The 16,998-nt window shown below is 71.9% G+C and carries 17 protein-coding genes; 6 read left to right on the forward strand and 11 right to left on the reverse strand.

The window, feature by feature from the left end:
- Position 1 precedes the first annotated feature (1 nt).
- A complete protein-coding gene (locus BIU90_RS17355; protein WP_071301423.1) occupies positions 2-853 on the reverse strand; it encodes a helix-turn-helix transcriptional regulator in 852 nt (283 codons plus the stop codon).
- An 86-nt stretch (positions 854-939) separates the two neighbouring features.
- Between BIU90_RS17355 and BIU90_RS17360 the strand changes: the two genes are divergently transcribed.
- Positions 940-1,725: an SDR family NAD(P)-dependent oxidoreductase gene (locus BIU90_RS17360; RefSeq protein WP_071301424.1), complete on the forward strand. Its 786-nt coding sequence runs from the start codon at positions 940-942 to the stop codon at positions 1,723-1,725.
- A 53-nt stretch (positions 1,726-1,778) separates the two neighbouring features.
- Here BIU90_RS17360 and BIU90_RS17365 read toward each other — a convergent pair whose 3' ends face one another.
- Entirely contained in the window at positions 1,779-2,630 is an 852-nt protein-coding gene (locus tag BIU90_RS17365; RefSeq protein ID WP_071301425.1) for a helix-turn-helix transcriptional regulator, read from the reverse strand.
- Between the two features lie 103 nt (positions 2,631-2,733).
- Between BIU90_RS17365 and BIU90_RS17370 the strand changes: the two genes are divergently transcribed.
- The gene (locus BIU90_RS17370) at positions 2,734-3,417 is read left to right on the forward strand and encodes an SDR family NAD(P)-dependent oxidoreductase (protein ID WP_071301426.1); all 684 of its coding nucleotides are present in this window, start codon (positions 2,734-2,736) and stop codon (positions 3,415-3,417) included.
- A 66-nt stretch (positions 3,418-3,483) separates the two neighbouring features.
- Here the strand turns inward: BIU90_RS17370 and poxB are convergent, their stop codons facing one another.
- Complete coding sequence (gene poxB, locus BIU90_RS17375; RefSeq protein ID WP_071301427.1) at positions 3,484-5,208, reverse strand: ubiquinone-dependent pyruvate dehydrogenase; 1,725 nt, start codon at positions 5,206-5,208, stop codon at positions 3,484-3,486.
- A gap of 69 nt (positions 5,209-5,277) precedes the next feature.
- On the opposite strand from poxB, the gene BIU90_RS17380 reads away from it, so the two are divergent.
- Positions 5,278-5,997, forward strand: a complete 720-nt coding sequence (locus BIU90_RS17380; protein ID WP_071301428.1) for a phosphatase PAP2 family protein — start codon at positions 5,278-5,280, stop codon at positions 5,995-5,997.
- 284 nt (positions 5,998-6,281) lie between these two features.
- Here BIU90_RS17380 and soxR read toward each other — a convergent pair whose 3' ends face one another.
- Positions 6,282-6,752: a redox-sensitive transcriptional activator SoxR gene (gene soxR, locus BIU90_RS17385; protein WP_071301429.1), complete on the reverse strand. Its 471-nt coding sequence runs from the start codon at positions 6,750-6,752 to the stop codon at positions 6,282-6,284.
- Between the two features lie 97 nt (positions 6,753-6,849).
- On the opposite strand from soxR, the gene mgrA reads away from it, so the two are divergent.
- Both mgrA and BIU90_RS18855 read left to right on the forward strand, forming a co-directional pair.
- The gene (gene mgrA / locus BIU90_RS17390; RefSeq protein ID WP_071301430.1) at positions 6,850-7,893 is read left to right on the forward strand and encodes an L-glyceraldehyde 3-phosphate reductase; all 1,044 of its coding nucleotides are present in this window, start codon (positions 6,850-6,852) and stop codon (positions 7,891-7,893) included.
- Positions 7,894-7,987: 94 nt separating this feature from the next.
- A complete protein-coding gene (locus tag BIU90_RS18855; RefSeq protein WP_175470252.1) occupies positions 7,988-8,158 on the forward strand; it encodes a hypothetical protein in 171 nt (56 codons plus the stop codon).
- A gap of 180 nt (positions 8,159-8,338) precedes the next feature.
- Here BIU90_RS18855 and BIU90_RS17395 read toward each other — a convergent pair whose 3' ends face one another.
- On the reverse strand, positions 8,339-9,154 hold the full coding sequence (locus BIU90_RS17395) for a hydrolase (protein ID WP_071301431.1): 816 nt from the start codon (positions 9,152-9,154) through the stop codon (positions 8,339-8,341).
- A gap of 154 nt (positions 9,155-9,308) precedes the next feature.
- Between BIU90_RS17395 and BIU90_RS17400 the strand changes: the two genes are divergently transcribed.
- Positions 9,309-10,538: an MFS transporter gene (locus BIU90_RS17400; protein WP_071301432.1), complete on the forward strand. Its 1,230-nt coding sequence runs from the start codon at positions 9,309-9,311 to the stop codon at positions 10,536-10,538.
- Between the two features lie 201 nt (positions 10,539-10,739).
- Here the strand turns inward: BIU90_RS17400 and BIU90_RS17405 are convergent, their stop codons facing one another.
- From BIU90_RS17405 to BIU90_RS17430, 6 genes are read right to left on the reverse strand one after another with little or no spacing between them, the layout of a single operon-like run.
- Positions 10,740-11,093, reverse strand: coding sequence for a monovalent cation/H(+) antiporter subunit G (locus BIU90_RS17405; RefSeq protein WP_083404061.1), 354 nt, complete (start codon positions 11,091-11,093; stop codon positions 10,740-10,742).
- Entirely contained in the window at positions 11,090-11,419 is a 330-nt protein-coding gene (locus tag BIU90_RS17410; RefSeq protein ID WP_083404062.1) for a hypothetical protein, read from the reverse strand. The genes BIU90_RS17405 and BIU90_RS17410 overlap by 4 nt, the downstream gene beginning before the upstream one ends.
- Positions 11,416-12,000, reverse strand: a complete 585-nt coding sequence (locus BIU90_RS17415; protein ID WP_071301433.1) for a Na+/H+ antiporter subunit E — start codon at positions 11,998-12,000, stop codon at positions 11,416-11,418. Before BIU90_RS17415 ends, BIU90_RS17410 begins: the two co-directional genes overlap by 4 nt.
- A complete protein-coding gene (locus tag BIU90_RS17420; RefSeq protein ID WP_071301434.1) occupies positions 11,997-13,664 on the reverse strand; it encodes a Na+/H+ antiporter subunit D in 1,668 nt (555 codons plus the stop codon). The genes BIU90_RS17415 and BIU90_RS17420 overlap by 4 nt, the downstream gene beginning before the upstream one ends.
- A complete protein-coding gene (locus BIU90_RS17425; protein ID WP_071301435.1) occupies positions 13,661-14,113 on the reverse strand; it encodes a Na(+)/H(+) antiporter subunit C in 453 nt (150 codons plus the stop codon). The genes BIU90_RS17420 and BIU90_RS17425 overlap by 4 nt, the downstream gene beginning before the upstream one ends.
- Complete coding sequence (locus BIU90_RS17430; RefSeq protein WP_071301436.1) at positions 14,110-16,992, reverse strand: Na+/H+ antiporter subunit A; 2,883 nt, start codon at positions 16,990-16,992, stop codon at positions 14,110-14,112. Before BIU90_RS17430 ends, BIU90_RS17425 begins: the two co-directional genes overlap by 4 nt.
- Between the last annotated feature and the right edge of the window lie 6 nt (positions 16,993-16,998).

Below are 16,998 nucleotides of genomic sequence, written 5' to 3' on the forward strand. Positions count from 1 at the left end.
GTCACGCCCCGGACAGGACGCCCTCCGCTCCCAACACACCGAGGAGCGCGAGGGCGTCCGCGTCCGGGGACCCGACGGGTGCGGTGTAGAGGACGAGGAACTGGTCCTGGTCCACGAGGGCCAGACTGTCGCAGTCAACCGTCACCGGCCCGACCACGGGGTGATGGAAGGTCTTCGTCAGCACCGGTGCCCCCTGGACGTCGTGCTGGTCCCACAGCCGAGCGAACTCCGCGTTGCCGTCGCGCAGCTCGTCGATCAGCGCGGTGACGGTCGGGTCGGCAGCGTGCCGTGCCAGCGTCGTGCGGAGCTGCATGACCACGTGGTGCTGGAACTCGGCGCCGTCCGCGATGCCGTACGGCGGCTCGGACGGGAGCGGTCCGGACGGGAACGCCCGCCGAGCGAGGTTGCGTCCGTCAGGGTCGACCGCCCCGAAGTCCTCCATCAGCGCCGCGGCCAGGTCGTTCCAGGCGAGGACCTCGAACGTCGCCGACAGCACGATCGCCGCGGTCTGGGGCATCCGGTCGATCATGGCGAGGATGCTCGGCCGGACCGCACGCCCCACCGGTCCCGAGTCCAGTGACGCCGTCCCCGCGAGCACGTGGAGGTGCTCGGACTCGGCGGCGGTCAGACGCAGGGCACCCGCGATGCCGGCGAGGACCTCGGCCGACGGCCGGGGAGCGCGTCCCTGCTCGAGCCGGACGAAGTACTCGGTCGAGATGTGCGCGAGGACCGCGACCTCCTCGCGGCGGAGCCCCGGTGTCCGTCGCCGCGGGCCGGACGGCAGGCCGACGTCCTCGGGTCGCAGACGCTCGCGTCGGGACCGGAGGAAGGCGGCGAGTTCCGTGGTGTCCATGGCTCGAGTCTGCGCCGGCCGTCCGCGCGCATCCTGGTACGGGTCGTACCTGGCTGCCGGCGGGTGTCCGACCCGACGCTGGACGCATGACCAACGAGACCCACACCATCCCGTCCATCGGCCTGCTCACCGGCAAGGTCCTCTTCATCACCGGCGCCAGTCGCGGCATCGGTGCCGCCGCGGCGCACCTGTTCGCCCGTGAAGGCGCTGCGATCGTCCTCGCCGCACGCAGCACCGACGTGCTCGACAGCGTGGTCCGTGCGATCCGCACCGCGGGCGGCACCGCGGACGCCGTGGCGCTCGACCTGGCCGACCCGGCGAGCATCCGTGCCGCGGTGGCCCGGGTCGAAGAACTGCACGGTCGCCTGGACGGGGCGTTCAACAACGGTGCCGCCATCCAGCAGCCGGGTCCGCTCGACACCACCTCGGACGAGGACCTCGACACGCAGTTCGCCGTCAACTTCCGCGGGCACTGGGTCGCGATGACTGCCGAGGCCGCGCTGATGCGCCGGTCGGGCGGTGGCGCGATCGTCAACACGTCGAGCATCGGCAGCCGTCGAGCGAACCCGGCGCTGCCGGCCTACGGCGCGATGAAGCGGGCGCTCAACAGCCTCACCGAGACCGCCGCCGTGACGTGGGCGCCGGAGCAGATCCGGGTGAACGGCATCACCCCGGGCGGGACCGCGACCGAGATGATCGACGCGTGGGAGGCCGCGACGCCCGGCATCACCGAGCAGATCAACGCCTCGGTGCCGCTCGGTCGGATGGCCCGCCCGGAGGAGGTCGCCGAGGTCGCGGCGTGGCTGCTGAGCGACCGCGCTGCGATGGTCACCGGCGCGATCGTACCGGTCGACGGGGGCGCCGGGGCCTGACCGCGATCGCCGCCGACCGCCGACCACCGCCGCCGCGATCAGCCGCCGACCGGTCAGCGCTCCTCGACGAGCTCCTGCGTCCCGAGCACGATCGCGAGCGCCAGCCGTTCGGCGTCGGGAGTGCCCGGCTCGGCCGTGTACGCCATGATCCGCAGGTCCTCGGGCCCGACCACGAGCGTGTCGCAGTCCACCCGGATCGGACCGACGGTCGGGTGGACGATCGTCTTCTGTCGCGAGGGCTCGTCGCCCGTCGCCGGCGCCGCGGACTCCCAGAGCGCCACGAACCGTGGGCTCGCTGCGCGCAGGTCCCGCACGAGCTGGCGCAGCTGCCGGTCGAGCGGGAAGCGGGCCGCCGTCGAGCGCAGGTCCGCCACGATCCGCTCCTCGAACACGGCCCGCTCGGCCGCGGAGTGCACGGCGCGGCTGCCCGGCCCGACCAGGTGGCGCCAGGCGGTGTTCCGCTCGTGCCCGCGGAGTGCACCGACCGGCCCCATCAGCGCGTCGTACGGCGGGTTCGCCACGAGCAGGTTCCCGGCCGCGTCGAGGACGGCGACGGGCGTGTCCGCGAGTCGGTCGAGCAGCCGTTGCACGCTCGGCGGGATCCGCGTGGGCACGACGTCCGCGCCGGGCGCCGCGTGCCCGGCGAGCGTGTAGAGCAGCTCGCGGTCGGCGTCGGCCACCCGCAGCGCGCGGACCAGCGCCTCGACCACCTGCGCGGACGGTGACGTCGCGCGCCCCTGCTCGAGACGGGTGAGGTAGTCCGCCGAGATGCCCGCGAGCCCGGCGAGCTCCTCGCGCCGCAGCCCGGTCGCACGCCGCCGCGGTCCGATCGGCACACCCACCGCCGACGGGGTGACGTGGTCACGCAGCCGTCGGAGGGTCCGGCCGAACTCGGAGTGGTCCATGCGGCCAGTCTGCCCCGGCGCGTCCGGTCCGGACCTGGCCCTGCCAGTCCTACGACAACCGGGCGGCTGCCTGCACCCAGCGGCGGGAGCCAGGCTGCCGGGCATGACAACGACACTCGTGACCGGAGCCACCCGTGGCCTCGGTAAGGAAACCGCCCGCCAGCTCGTCGCCGCCGGGCACACCGTCTGGATCGGGGCCCGCGACCTGGCCGCCGGCACCGCCGTCGCCGACGCTATCGGCGCCCGCGCGGTGCAGCTCGACGTGACGGACGACGCCTCCGTCGCCGCCGCGCTGGCGCACGTCGACGCCGAGGGCGGGCTGGACGTGCTCGTCAACAACGCCGGCATCGCGCTGCTCGGACTGGACGGCCCCGAGGCACTCGCCGTGTTCGACACGAACGCCGTCGGCATCGTCCGGGTCACCGAGGCGGCCCTGCCGGTCCTCCGACGATCGGAGGCCCCGCTCGTGGTGAACATCGGCAGCGCGCTCGGCTCGTTCGCCGCCACCCACGACCCGGCCAAGCCCGCGTCCACCGTGCACGCGATCGTCTACGGCGCGAGCAAGGCAGCGGTGTCGATGCTCACGTCGCAGTACGCTCGCGCCGTGCCGGAGGTCCGCTTCGTGGTGCTCGAACCCGGGTACACCGCGACCGAGCTGGGCGGGGCGCCGAACCCGCACGGACGCCCGGTCGAGGTCAGCGCCGCGACCGTGGTGGCCGCCGCCTCGGCGGGCCCGGAGGGCCCGACCGACGCGTTCCTGGAGGACGGCGAACCGCTCGGTTGGTGACCACGAGACGGACGGGAGGCTCATGGCGGCGCGGCCACGCGCCTCCCGTCCGTCAGGTGGTGACGGTCAGAGCAGCTGCCGCGCGTTGGTCGCGGCCAGGTCGAGCAGCTCGTCACCGCGCCCGCTCAGCACGGTGCGGATCGCGTAGAGCGTGAACCCCTTGGCCTGCTCGAGCGTGACCGCCGGCGGCATCGACAGTTCCTGGCGGTTGGCCTTCACGGACACCAGCGCGGGGCCGTCGTGCGCCAACGCCGCCGCCATGGCCGACTCGAAGTCCGCCGACTCGTCGACGCGGAAGCCCTTGATGCCGATCGCCTCGGCGACCGCTGCGAAGTCGGGGTTGACGAGTTCCGTGCCGAAGTTCACGAACCCGGCGGCCTTCATCTCGAGCTCGACGAAGTTGAGCGACGAGTTGTCGTAGACGACGACCTTCACCGGCAGCTTGTTCTGCACGATCGTGACGAGCTCGCCGAGCAGCATCGTCAGCCCGCCGTCGCCCGCCATCGCGATGACCTGCCGGTCCGGGAACGCCGTCTGCGCACCGATCGCCTGGGGCAGTGCGTTCGCCATCGAGCCGTGCCAGAACGACCCGATCAGCCGCCGCTTGCCGTTCAGCGTCAGGTACCGCGATGCCCAGACGACCGGCGAGCCGACGTCCGGGATGAACACCGCGTCCTCGGCGGCCAGCCGGTTGAGCACGCGGGTGACGTACTGCGGGTGCAGCGGCTTGTGCTTCCCTGCGGGGACGGCCAGGTCGTCGAGCTTCTCGCGGGTCTTCCGGTAGTGCTTCCGAGCGTCCTCCAGGTGCCGGGTGGGCTTCGAGTCGTCCAGCAGCGGGACGAGCGCGAGTGCTGTGTCCTTCACGGTGCCGACGAGCCCGATGTCGACGGGGTGTCGACGCCCGAGCTGTTCGCCGCGGATGTCCACCTGGACGTGCTTGGCCTTCGCCGGGAAGAACTGCGGGTAGGGGAAGTCCGTGCCGAGCATCAGCACGACGTCGGCGTCCTCCATCGCGCGGTAGCCGGACGCGAACCCGAGCAGCCCGGTCATCCCGACGTCGTACGGGTTGTCCCACTCGATGTGCTCCTTGCCGCGGAGGGCGTGCACGATCGGGGCCTGCAGCCGTTCGGCGAGGGCGACGACCTCGTCGTGGGCACCCGCGACACCCGCGCCCGCCAGGATCGTGATCTTGTCCGCGCCGTTGAGCAGGTCGGCGGTGCGGCGCAGCTCGTCCTCGGAGGGGATGACGCGCGGGGTGGCGCGCTCGATGCGGGTGGTCCGGGTGTCCTTCGCCTCGGCGAGCAGCACGTCCCCGGGGATCACGAGCACGGCGACCCCGCGCTGCTCGATCGCCGCGCGCATCGCGATCTCGAGCAGGCGTGGCATCTGCGACGGGTCCGCGACGTACTCGGCGTAGACGGAGCACTCGCGGAACAGCTCCTGCGGGTGCGTCTCCTGGAAGTAGCCGGTGCCGATCTCCGTCGTGGGGATGTGCGCCGCGATCGCCAGGACCGGGACCCGCGAGCGGTTCGCGTCGTACAGGCCGTTGACCAGGTGCAGGTTCCCCGGACCACAGCTGCCCGCGCAGACGGCGAGCTCTCCGGTGAGCTCCGCCTCGGCCGACGCGGCGAACGCGGCCGCCTCCTCGTGCCGGACGTGCTCCCAGCGGATCGTGCCGTCCTTGCGCAGTGCGTCGGTGAACCCGTTGAGGGAGTCCCCGGGCAGGCCGTAGACCCGCTGGACGTCGTTCACGCGGAGGGTGGCGACGATGTTCTCGGCAACGGTGGGCATGTGTGTCCTCTCACGCGGGTGGGTGTGCCCCTCCTGTCTAGTCCCGCGCGGTGCTGGGACGATGGACGGATGACCATCGGTGATGCGCCCCTGCTCCGACCCCGCCGCAGCGCGCCCGATGCGAACGGCATCCTGGTGCGCTCGCCGTACCCGTTGGCCTCGTTGGCGATCGGCATCGGCGCGGTCCTCGTCATCACCGTGGTCGGGTTCTTCCTCGGCACCGTCGACATCGGGCTCGCCAGGGCCCTCAACGCGCTGCACACCGGTGCGCTCGGCTCCTTCACCGACGGGGTCTACCACGCGATCAGTCCCGCACCCGCCCTCGTCGTCACGATCGTCGTCACCGCCGTGACCTGGGTCGTGCAGCGGAACGTGCGCCCGGCCGCGGCGTTCGCCGGGGTCGTCGCGATCACCTGGGTGCCGTCGGCGATCGTCAAGGAGATCGTGCACCGCGCCCGACCCGACGTCGCCGTCCTGCCGCACCCGTTCCCGGTCCAGCCGGACCCGGGCTACCCGAGCGGGCACACCGTGTTCATGGTGGCGTTCACCATCGCGATCTGCTGGGTCCTGCGCGACACGCGGTGGCACCGGGTCGCGGTGGTGCTCGGCACGGTCGCGGTCGTCGTCGTGTGGTTCTCGGTGACGATCGACGCGGTGCACTACCCGACGGACGCCCTGGCCTCGGTGGCATGGGCGCTCGCCGTGGCGCCGGCGGCGCGGGTGCTGTGGGTGGACCTGCTCATGCCGCGGCTGCCCTGGCTGCGTCCGGCGAAGCCCGTCACGCGCTGAGGTCGGGCGGGGCCACAACCTGCGCGGACCGCCGCTGCTACGCCGTCTCGCTCCACGGATGGCCGACGCGAAACGACATGGCCGCTGTCGTCCGACATCGGAGTTGTCGCGCGCTCGGGAGTCAGCGTGGACAGCCGACTCGGAACGACACAGCCGCTGTCGTACGACATCGGAGTTGTCGCGCGCTCGGGAGTCAGCGTGGACAGCCGACTCGGAACGACACAGCCGCTGTCGTCCGACGACGGGGATGTCGCGCGGGCCGCAACCCGCGCGGACCGCCGCTGCTACGCCGTCTCGTCCTCGATCGGCAGCAGTCGGCGGGCGCCGTGCCCCTCGGCACCGAGGGCGTCGCCGGGGTTCATCACCAGGCAGGCGTTGAGCGAGACGCACCCGCAGCCGATGCACTGCGTCATCTCCTGCTGCAGGCGCTCGAGCTCGAGCTGCCGGGCCCGCAGCCGCGCACGCCACCGCTCGTTCAGCCGGCTCCAGTCCCGGAGCGATGGCATCCGGTCCTCGGGCAGTGCCCGGAACTGCTCGGCCACCTCGGCGAGCGGGATGCCCAGGCGTTTGGCCACCTGGATGATCGCGATCCGGCGTTCCACGTGTCGCGGGTACAACCGCGTGCCGCCGTCCGAGCGCTCCGGGTGGATCAGGCCCTTGCGTTCGTAGAAGTGCAGCGCGCTGGCGGCGACCCCGGTCCGGGCGACGACCTCTCCGATCGTCAGCAGGTCGGTCGGTCGCAGGATCTCCACCATGGTCGAGATCCTAGGACGACGACGACCGACGGACCAAGCCCCGGCCAGAGGCCCCGCCGCACGCGCCTGTGCACGGCCCCCGTGCCAGGCTCGGAGCATGACCTACATCGCCTGCGACGACCGCTACGACTCGATGACGTACCGCCGCACCGGCCACTCCGGCCTCGACCTGCCGCTCCTCTCGCTCGGGTACTGGCACAACTTCGGCGACGAGGTGCCCTTCGAGACGCAGCGCGCAGTGAGCCGCCGCGCCTTCGACCTCGGCATCACGCACCACGACCTCGCGAACAACTACGGCCCGCCCTACGGTGCCGCCGAGGTCAACTTCGGCCGTCTGATGCGGGAGGACTTCCGCCCCTACCGTGACGAGATGGTCATCTCGACGAAGGCCGGCTGGGACATGTGGCCCGGGCCGTACGGGCAGGGTGGCGGAGGACGGAAGTACGTGCTCGCATCGCTCGACCAGTCCCTGACCCGCATGGGCCTCGACTACGTCGACGTCTTCTACTCGCACCGCCTCGACGCATCGACCCCGCTCGAGGAGACGATGGGCGCCCTGCACACCGCCGTCCAGCAGGGGAAGGCGCTGTACGTCGGCATCTCGTCCTACGACGCCGAACGCACCCGCCAGGCTGCCGCGATCCTCCGGGACCTCGGCACGCCCCTGCTCATCCACCAGCCCTCGTACTCGATGCTCAACCGGTGGATCGAGACCGAGGGGCTGCTCGACACCGCGGGCGAGCTCGGCTTCGGCGTCATCGGCTTCACCGCCCTGGCGCAGGGGCTGCTGACCGGCAAGTACCTCGACGGGGTGCCGGCCGACTCACGCGCCGCGGCGGGCAAGTCGCTCGACGCATCGAGCATCACCCCCGAGGTCGTCGAGCACCTCCGCGCGCTCAACGACGTCGCCGAGTCCCGCGGGCAGTCGATGGCGCAGCTCGCGCTCGCGTGGGCGTTGCGCGACGAGCGGGTCACGTCGCTGGTGATCGGTGCCTCGCGGGTGTCGCAGCTCGAGGACAACGTCGCGGCCCTGGGGAACCTGACGTTCTCCGACGACGAGCTCCGCGCGATCGACGAGCACTCGGTCGGCATCGCGGACGTCGACCTGTGGGCGGGAGCGCGCGCCGGCGAGGTCTCCTGATCCCGGGATCACATCGCACTTGACAGTCAATATGACATCCAATATGTTGAGTGCATCGAGCCGGATCAGGTGCTCGCCCACAGCAGGAGTTACCATGACCGCCACCGCCACGATCATCCGCCCCGCAGTCCCCGTCGTCGTCCCTGCGCCGCTCGTGGAGTCGGTGCTGTCCGGGCTCGAGCGCGCGGGTGCGCGCCTGCCGCACGCCCTCGCCGTGCCGGTGATCGTGGCGCACGCCGCGCTCGCGACGGTCGCGTACCGCTGACGTCACCCGTGACGGACGGGAGGCCCGGTGCCAGCTGGCACCGGGCCTCCCGTCCGTCACGGGGTGCGTTCTGACCCATGACGCTCGCCATCGAAGGTCAGTCCGCGCGTTGGAGGTCGGGACTTCCGACCTCCAACGCGCGTTTCGACCTCCCATGCGCGGGGCGGCCTGGATGACCCGTCACTCCGGGAAGTCCCCGCGGAGCCACCCGACGTACCGCTCCAAGGACCACTCGACGATGCCTGAGGCGTCCGCCGGCAGCTCGCCGAACGCGCTGTAGAGCCGGTCGAACGACAGCCCGCGCGCGGTGGCCTGGATCCGTCGCACCGCCCGTTCGGGCAGCGGGATGTTGTTCACGAAGCTCCGCATCACGTTCGCGGAGCGCCGATCGCCCCCGACGGCGATCGTGTCACCCGTGAGGAGCACGCCCCGACCGTCGGCCCCGTGTGCCCAGTGCACGACGCTGCTGCCCGCGAAGTGTCCGCCGGCCTGGATCATGAGCAGCCCGTGGAGCAACTCGACCCGGTCGCTCCACAGTGCGACGACCGGGTCCGGGCGCCGGATCCACCGTTCGTCCTCCGCCGCGACGAGCACGGGCGCCCCGTCGAAGGCATGGCTCCACTGGATCGACGACCCCGTCAGGTGTGGGTGGCTCGAGGCGATCACCGCGACGCCGCCGAGGGCGCTCACCGCTGCGACACCGGCTCCGTCGATGAACCCCGGCGGTTCGAAGAGCAGGTTGCCGCCCTCGGTCTGCACGAGGAGCCCGCGCTGACCGATGCCGAGTGCGGGCGTCGTCGTGACCGCGTGCAGGCCGGGCTCGAGCTCGGAGACGACGATGCGGAAGCCCTCCGCTTCGAGGGTCTCCCTCGTCGTCCACCGTTGTCCGTCGGCCGGGACGAACTGTCGTTCGTCCGAGCAGATCTCGCATCGAGCTGGTGGCTCGTCGGTGTCTGCGTGTTCGATCGCGCACGTCGCGCAGGTCCAGATCGTCATGAGGCGAGTGAACGACCTCAACCAATGTTCAGATCAACCCCCTGGTACCGTGGACGGACGCAGTGTGTATCTACCGGCCGTCGCACCTCGACGGACAACGGCGGCACCCGATGGGTCCGCCGCACAGACGCGGGCCGAGAAGGCACACCTCGACATGCTCCACCCCCGTTCCTCAGACGTCTCCCTGATCGCCCACGCCGGACGGTCGTACTTCCCGGTCGCGTTCGTCGCCAGGCTCCCCTTCGCCATGATGGTCGTCGGCGTGCTCACGCTGGTGGTCGCGTCGCGCGACTCCGTCGCCCTCGGCGGCATCAACTCCGCGTCCGTCGGCATCGGCTCGGCGGTCTTCGGCCCGATGGTCGGGGCAGCCGCTGACCGACTCGGCCAGCGGAAGGTCCTGGTCCCCGTCGGCCTGGCGAACGGCGTGCTGCTCGGCGTGCTGCCGTTCGTCGTGCAGAGCGCCGCACCGGACCTCGCGGTGCTCGCGCTGTCGTTCCTGATCGGAGCGACGGCACCACAGGTCGCCCCGATGTCCCGGACCCGACTCGTCGCCATCATCCGGCAGCGCATGTCGGGCGAGCGACGTGACCGGGTGTTCAGCGGCACGATGGCGTACGAGTCCGCCGCCGACGAGACGGTGTTCATCATCGGCCCGTTCCTCGTCGGGCTCCTGGCGAGCGCGATCGCGCCGTGGGTCGCGGTCGCGGGTGCCTCGGCGCTGACGTTCGTCTTCGTGACCGCCTTCGCACTCCACCCGACGGGGCGCCTGGTGCTCGGACAGCACGCGGCCGTCGCGCAGGCGCCCGCACGGCAGCTGCTGCGCCCGAGGCTGGTCGTCGTGGTCGTCGGCATCCTCGGGATCGGGTGCTTCTTCGGCTCGACCCTGACGTCGCTGACCGCGTTCATGGAGACGCACGGCGAGGCTTCGCAGGCGGGGCTCCTCTACGGCCTGATGGGCATCGGGTCGGCCGGGCTGGCGCTCGGGTCGGCAGCGTTCCCACGGGCCTTCGGCGTGGGGTGGCGGTGGCTGGCGTTCGGCGTCGTGCTGCTGGGCGGGACGATCGCCTTCGCGGCGGCGGACTCCGTCGTGGCGGTCGCCGTCGTGCTCGCGGTGATGGGGATCGGCGTCGGCCCGACCCTCGTCGCGCAGTACAGCCTGGGGTCGGACCGGTCACCCGTGGGGCGCTCGGCGACCACGATGACGATCCTCGGCTCGGCGGTCATCGTCGGGCAGTCCCTGGCGTCGGCCGTCGTCGGCGAGGTCGCGGAGCGTGCCGGCACCCCGACCGCGATGCTGTTCCCCGCCGTGTCCGCCGCCGTCGTGGTGCTGGCCGCGGTGGTGAACCTCGTGCTGTCCCGCCGGGGAGCGTCCGCGTCCGCCTGACCGTCTGACCGCCTGACGGCCTGACGGACGCACCGTGCGGGGCCGGTGGCGTGGTGCGTGGCCGCGCACCGTGCGAGATCGGTGGCCGGTGCAGCGTTGATCGCCCTGTGACGGGTTGTTGCGCGGCACCACCCGATCAACCTCGCACCAGGGTGCAACCTCGCACCGTGCGCGCGTCCGGGCCCCGCCGCCCCCGCTTCGCTACTCCGTGTCGTCGACGAGCAGGTCCTCGTGCCGGTAGTCGCCCGACCGGACCCCGGCACGGGCGATCATGTGCGTCGACACCGGCACCAGGAACAGCTGGAACACCATGATCGGCAGCACGACCCAGAACGCCGTCCACGTCCCGACGGCCACCACGATCGCAGCCAGGGCCAGCGCCAGGCCGAGCACCTGCGGCTTCGCCATCGCGTGCAGACGCACGAGCGGGTCGGGGAAGCGCACGATGCCCACGGCCGCCCCGAACGACAGCACCGCGGCGACCAGCAGCAGCACGAGCGCGATCCACGCCCGCACCCCCGCGGTGTCGATGAAGGACTGCAGGATCTCGGTCACGACTCGCTCCGTTCCGGGGTCGCCACGTCGGTGCCCTCGTCGGACGGGTCGGACGACGGCGTCACCGCCCGGGCGACCGCGACGGTGGCGAACACGCTCGTCGCGGCGATCACCACGAGCACCGGGATGCCCGTCAGGTCGCGGCGGATGACCATCGCGGCGGCGATCACCACGAGCGCCGTCGTCAGCACCAGGTCGGAGCCGATCATCCGGTCGAGGATCGTCGGCCCGCGCACGATGCGGAACACCGCGAGCGCGAGGGTCGCCCCGAGCAGCAGGAGCACGAGCGCGATGCCGATGCCCATCACGACCAGCCCCGCGTTCACCGGGTCACCTCCGGCAGCGGGTCGGACAGCTCGGAGACGTCCTGCTTCGACCCGAGCGCCCGGATGACGAGGGCGTCGATGCGCAGCGCCATCCGCTTCTCGGCCTCGACCTGGGCATGCTCCTCGGTGTCGAGGACGTGCAGCAGCAGTCGGCGTCGGTGCAGGTCGACGTCGGCGACGTAGGAGCCGGGCACCAGCGAGACCGCCAGGGTCGCGAGGGTGAAGGTCATCTCCGACGTGGTGTGCAGTTGGACGAGCACGATCGAGCTCCGGCGCACCCCGCGGGGCCGGAACGCCACCCACGCGACCTTGAACGACGCGGCGATCACCAGACCGGTCCAGACGACGAGGAACCGGAGTGCGTTCGGGACCGAGAACCGCGACGACAGCGGGACGGGCGGCAGCGGCAGTGCCTGTGTCACCAGGAGCGCCACGACGACACCGCACAGCAGGGTCAGGGGCGTCCACGACCCCCAGAGCAGCGCCCACAGCACGGTGAGCCCGATGCCGAGCGGCACCTCGTAGCGCCAGGCGACGACGATGCGGCGAGCCCGGCTGATGCGACGCGTCTCGTCCGTCACCGTGCACCCCCGAGGACTGCCTGCACGTAGGACACCGGCGACTCGAGCGACTCGGCCGCACGGGTCGCGTACCCGTACAGCGGTCCGGCGACCACGGTCAGGGCGACGGAGCCGAGCACCGCGACGGTCGTCACGCCCACCAGCATCCGGGGCAGACGCGCCTTCTCACCGGTTCCGAGATCCGGACGGGAGGCCGCGCCTGCGGGAGCAGCGTCGGTGACGGTCACCGAGCCTCCCGCGACGACACTGCCGTCGGTCTCGGAGCGCGTCACGGGGGCCGGCTCCGGGGCACGCAGGTGCTCGTGCGGTTCGGCGGTCGCCGCGTGCGGCGCCGCCGCCTCGGCGGCGGGCTTCGGGCGCCAGAACGCCGCGTCCCAGACGCGCATGAGCGCGTACAGCGTGAGGAGCGAGGTGACGATCCCGGCGCCGATCGTGACGTAGGCCATCGGACTGCCCTCGACGGCGGCGGCGCGGAACAGGCCGAGCTTGCCGATGAACCCGGAGAACGGCGGGATGCCGCCCAGGTTGAACGCGGGGACCAGGTAGAGCGCGGCCAGCAGCGGCGCGGCCTTGAGCAGCCCACCGAGCGACCGGGTCGATGTCGTCCCGCCGACCCGTTCCATCAACCCCGACACCAGGAACAGGGTCGTCTGCACGACGATGTGGTGCACGGTGTAGAACACCGCGGCGGCGGTGCCCGCGACCGTGCCGAGCCCGATGCCCATCACCATGAAGCCGATGTGGCTGATGAGCGTGAAGGAGAGCAGCCGTTTGACGTCGGTCTGCGACACCGCGCCGAGCACCCCGACCACCATCGTCAGGGCGGCGACCACCAGCAGGACGGTGTTCAGCTGCGGCCGCGGGAAGATCACGGTCTCGAGCCGGATGATGGCGTAGATGCCGACCTTGGTGAGCAGGCCTGCGAACACCGCCGTGACGGGGGCCGGTGCGGTCGGGTACGAGTCGGGCAGCCAGAACGCCAGCGGGAAGACGGCGGCCTTGATGCCGAACCCGATGAGCAGCATCGTGTGCAGCAGCAGCTGGACGTGCTCGGGCAGCCCGGCCATCCGCTCGCTGATCTGGGCGATGTTGACGGTCCCCGTCGCGCCGTAGACCAGCCCGATGGCAGACAGGAACAGCGCCGACGCGATCAGGCTCGTGACGATGTACGTCGTGCCCGCCCGGACGCGCTGCTCGCTGCCACCGAGGGTGATGAGCACGTAGCTGGCCACGAGCAGCATCTCGAACGCGACGTAGAGGTTGAACAGGTCGCCGGCGATGAAGGAGTCGAGGACGCCGGCGGCCAGCACCAGGTAGGTCGGGTAGAAGATCGTGACGGGCGCCTCGCCGTCGTCCGCGGCCAGCCCCTGCCCGATCGAGAACAGCAGGACGAGCAGCAGCACGCTCGCGGACACGGTCAGCAGCAGGGCGCTCAGCCGGTCGACCACGAGCGAGATGCCGTACGGCGCCTGCCACCCGCCGACCTGGACCACGATCGTGCCGTGCTGGTCGACGAGCACCATGAGGGTGGCGGCGACGGCCAGGGCGATGACGAGCACGGCGACGGTGATGGCGCGCTGCAGCTTCTGGTGCCGGAGCAGCCCGAGGGCGACCGCGGCACCGAGCAGCGGCACCAGGACCAGGAGCGGGGCGAGGAAGGTCATCGGGACTCCTCGCGCTCGCCGTGGGGTTCGTGGTGCCGTTCGTGCTGGTCGTCGGACTCGGGGTCGGTGTCGGTCTCCGGGTCGTCGTGCTCGGCGGCCGAGCGGTCCCGCCGGATCGCGACGTCGGCCTCGTCCACCTCGACCTCGTCCGCGCGGGACAGCGTCCACGACCGGTGGATCAGCGCGAGCAGGAACGCGCTGACGGCGAAGGTGATGACGATCGCGGTCAGGGCGAAGGCCTGGGGGAGCGGATCGGTGATGCCGTCGGCCGACTTGCCGATCGGCGGGTTGCCCGCGGCGCCGGACATGATGAGCAGGAGCAGGTTGAGCGCGTTGCCGAGCAGCAGGAACCCGAGCAGCATCCGGGTCAGGGAGCGTTCGAGCAGCAGGTAGACCCCGCAGGCGAAGAGCACGGCCATCGCGATGACCAGGACGAGGGTGATGGTCATGCGGAGACCTCTTCCGGGTCGCGGTCGGCTTCGGTGGTGTTGCGGACGGGGACGCGGGAGTCCTCGAGGCGCTGTCGGTCGACCTCGGCCCCCAGGCTGCGCAGGACGTCGAGGACCAGGCCGACGACGACCAGGTAGACGCCGATGTCGAAGAACGTGGCGGTGACGAACTCGACGTGGCCGAGGACCGGGACCGTGGCTTCGAAGAACTCCGAGTACAGCGCGTCCTTGCCGAAGAACAGCGGCGTGATCGCGGTGACGGCAGCCGTCGCGACCCCGAGGCCGAGCAGGCGCCCGGCGCGGACCGGTGCGGCGGCCCCGAGCTCGGCGGCCCCGCCGGCCAGGTAGCGGGCCGCGAGGGCGATGCCCGCGACGAGTCCGCCGGCGAACCCGCCACCGGCGGCGTTGTGCCCGGCGAACAGCAGGTAGAGCGACAGGACGATGAGCCCGTGGAACAGCAGCCGGACGACGACGTCGAGCAGGGCGGAGCGGCCGGTCGGCAGCGCCGCGCTCGTCGGCAGCCAGGCGCGGGGTTCGCCGTCGGCGCGGTCGTCGGACCCGCCGCCGGGCATGTCCCGCAGGCGGGGCAGGGTGTCCTCGCGCGAGTTCACGAAGATCAGGCTCGCGACGCCCGTGGCCGCAGCGACCACGACGGTCAGCTCGCCGAGGGTGTCCCACCCGCGCAGGTCGACGAGTGCGACGTTGACCACGTTGAGGCCGTGCCCGAACGAGCTGGTCAGCGCGGGGATGTCCGGCCAGATCGGGGCGGCGGTCCGTGCGGACGCGGACACGATCACGACGATCGCCAGGGTCAGTCCGGCCAGCCCGGCGAACAGTGCCCGCAGCACCCGGAAGCGCGACGGGTTGGCGGTGTTGATGCGCGGGGGGAGCCGGCGGAGCACCAGCACGAAGGCGATCAGCGTCACGGTCTCGACGACGAGCTGTGTGAGCGCCAGGTCGACGGCGCCGTGCAGGACGAACAGCACGGACATGCCGTAGCCGGTGACCCCGACCAGCACGGCGGCCGCGAAGCGGGTCCGGGCGGCGGTGACGGCGATCGCGGCGATCGACATCACGATGACGACCGGTACCTGCCCCCACGAGTCGGCGAAGCGCACGTGGAACTCCCACGGGCCGCCGACGACCAGGTTGGCGAGGGCGCCGGCGACGAAGACCGACAGGATCACGGTCAGGTAGTAGGGGAGCGACCCGCGCTGCAGGTTCGCCGTCAGGGACGTGGCGCCGCGGTCGAGCCCGCGCATCAGCCGCCGGTACGTGCCGGCTGCGCTCGGGGAGCCGGCGAGCCGGTGCTGCAGGGCCTCGACCCAGGTCCGGCCGGCGAAGAGCGCCAGGCCGCCGAGCAGGGTCAGCGCGGAGATGCCGAGCGCCGGCTCGAGCCCGTGCCACAGCGCGAGGTGCGGGACCTCACCGGGCAGCGATGCGGCGCCGGCAGCGGGCTCGATGCCGTGCGCGACGAACGGGGTCAGGAGTCCGAGCGTCAGGCCGGCCAGTCCGAGCACGCTCGGGACGACGCCGAGTCCGTGCAGCGCGTGCGGTTCGGTCTGCTCCACGCCGGGCTTGGTGCCGAACGTGCCCCAGAGGAACCGGAGCGAGTACGCCACGGTCAGCACGGAGCCCACCGTGATGCCGACCAGTGCGACCCACGCCCACCCGGCGTCCGGACCGTGCAGGGCCTCGACGAAGCCGGTGAGCACGGCTTCCTTGGCGACGAACCCGATCGTCGGCGGGATGCCGGCCATCGACACCAGCGCCAGGACGGCGACCGTGGCGAGCCAGGGCATCTTCCGGCCGAGACCGCTCAGGCGACCGAGGTCCCGTGTCCCGGTGACGTGGTCCACCGTGCCGACGACCAGGAACAGGGTCGACTTGAACGTGGCGTGGGCGACCAGCAGCGCGATGCCGCCCAGGGCCACGGCCGGAGCGCCCCACCCGGCGGCGAGCACCAGGAAGCCGAGCTGTGCCACCGTGCCGTACGCCAGCAGCAGCTTGAGGTCGGTCTGGCGGAGGGCGCGGTACCCACCGACGAGCATGCCGAGCACGCCCAGCACGGTGATGGTCTCGCGCCAGCCGCCGAGCAGGGCGAACGCCGGGGCCAGACGGGCCACCAGGTAGATGCCGGCCTTCACCATCGCGGCGGCGTGCAGGTAGGCGCTCACCGGGGTCGGCGCAGCCATCGCCGCGGGGAGCCAGAAGTGGAAGGGGACGATCGCGGACTTCGTCAGCGCGCCCAGCAGGACGAGCACGACCGACACCGACACGACCGTGCCCGTCGGGGCCTGGGCGATGATCGCGGAGAGCTGCGTCGTGCCGGCCGCGACCGAGAGCATGACGAGCCCGGCCAGCATCGCCAGGCCGCCGGCGGTGGTGACGACGAGGGCCTGCATCGCCGCGGCCCGGCTGGCGCGCTTGGCGGCGTCGTGGCCGATGAGCAGGTAGGAGAAGACCGTGGTGGCTTCCCACAGGACGAACAGCACGATGACGTCGTCGGCGATGACCAAGCCGTACATCGAGCCGGCGAACGCGGTCAGGACCCCGGCGAACCGACCGAGGCCCGGTTCGTCGTCACCGAAGTACGCCGCGCAGTAGACGAGCACCAGGGCACCGACCACCGACACCACGAGGGCGAGCACCCACGACAGGGCGTCCACGCGCAGGCCGATCGCCAGGTCGAGCTGCGGGATCCACGAGAAGGACTCGGTCACACCGCCGTGCAGCGCACGGTCCGTCTGGGTGAGGGTCAGGACGGCCGCGGCAGCGGGTGCCAGTGCCGCGACGAAGAAGACACGGCGGCCGAGCAGCGGTGTCAGCGCCGGGACGACGAGGGCGACGACGGCGAACGCGACGAGGACGGTGACCATGGGGCG

Source organism: Curtobacterium sp. MCBA15_001 (assembly GCF_001864835.1).
Lineage (GTDB): Bacteria > Actinomycetota > Actinomycetes > Actinomycetales > Microbacteriaceae > Curtobacterium.

What these genes read in the sequence shown, in the direction of transcription:
- BIU90_RS17355 (WP_071301423.1), bottom strand. Translation starts at nt 853, where the DNA reads ATGGACACCACGGAACTCGCCGCCTTCCTCCGGTCCCGACGCGAGCGT.
- BIU90_RS17360 (WP_071301424.1), top strand. Translation starts at nt 940, where the DNA reads ATGACCAACGAGACCCACACCATCCCGTCCATCGGCCTGCTCACCGGC.
- BIU90_RS17365 (WP_071301425.1), bottom strand. Translation starts at nt 2,630, where the DNA reads ATGGACCACTCCGAGTTCGGCCGGACCCTCCGACGGCTGCGTGACCAC.
- BIU90_RS17370 (WP_071301426.1), top strand. Translation starts at nt 2,734, where the DNA reads ATGACAACGACACTCGTGACCGGAGCCACCCGTGGCCTCGGTAAGGAA.
- poxB (WP_071301427.1), bottom strand. Translation starts at nt 5,208, where the DNA reads ATGCCCACCGTTGCCGAGAACATCGTCGCCACCCTCCGCGTGAACGAC.
- BIU90_RS17380 (WP_071301428.1), top strand. Translation starts at nt 5,278, where the DNA reads ATGACCATCGGTGATGCGCCCCTGCTCCGACCCCGCCGCAGCGCGCCC.
- soxR (WP_071301429.1), bottom strand. Translation starts at nt 6,752, where the DNA reads ATGGTGGAGATCCTGCGACCGACCGACCTGCTGACGATCGGAGAGGTC.
- mgrA (WP_071301430.1), top strand. Translation starts at nt 6,850, where the DNA reads ATGACCTACATCGCCTGCGACGACCGCTACGACTCGATGACGTACCGC.
- BIU90_RS18855 (WP_175470252.1), top strand. Translation starts at nt 7,988, where the DNA reads ATGACCGCCACCGCCACGATCATCCGCCCCGCAGTCCCCGTCGTCGTC.
- BIU90_RS17395 (WP_071301431.1), bottom strand. Translation starts at nt 9,154, where the DNA reads ATGACGATCTGGACCTGCGCGACGTGCGCGATCGAACACGCAGACACC.
- BIU90_RS17400 (WP_071301432.1), top strand. Translation starts at nt 9,309, where the DNA reads ATGCTCCACCCCCGTTCCTCAGACGTCTCCCTGATCGCCCACGCCGGA.
- BIU90_RS17420 (WP_071301434.1), bottom strand. Translation starts at nt 13,664, where the DNA reads ATGACCTTCCTCGCCCCGCTCCTGGTCCTGGTGCCGCTGCTCGGTGCC.
- BIU90_RS17425 (WP_071301435.1), bottom strand. Translation starts at nt 14,113, where the DNA reads ATGACCATCACCCTCGTCCTGGTCATCGCGATGGCCGTGCTCTTCGCC.
- BIU90_RS17430 (WP_071301436.1), bottom strand. Translation starts at nt 16,992, where the DNA reads ATGGTCACCGTCCTCGTCGCGTTCGCCGTCGTCGCCCTCGTCGTCCCG.